The 226-nt window shown below is 57.1% G+C and carries 2 tRNA genes; both read right to left on the minus strand.

From position 1 onward, the window contains the following. Position 1: 1 nt before the first annotated feature. A tRNA-Glu gene (locus tag HWE04_RS24400) sits at positions 2–77 on the minus strand. Positions 78–150: 73 nt separating this feature from the next. Further along, a tRNA-Ala gene (locus tag HWE04_RS24405) sits at positions 151–226 on the minus strand.

A 226-nucleotide genomic window follows, 5' to 3' on the forward strand; every position in this document is an offset into this window, starting at 1 on the left:
CTGGCGTCCCCTGGGGGATTCGAACCCCCGTACTCACCGTGAAAGGGTGATGTCCTAGGCCTCTAGACGAAGGGGACAAGCAGGTACTTCAATTCACTTCTACATCTCAAGCTTCGCCTGAAATATCACCGCCAAACATCTGCGGGTCGCTGGTGGAGGTAAGCGGGATCGAACCGCTGACCTCTTGCATGCCATGCAAGCGCTCTCCCAGCTGAGCTATACCCCC

This window comes from Herbaspirillum sp. C7C2 (genome assembly GCF_022627865.1).
Taxonomy (GTDB): Bacteria; Pseudomonadota; Gammaproteobacteria; order Burkholderiales; family Burkholderiaceae_D; genus Herbaspirillum; species Herbaspirillum frisingense.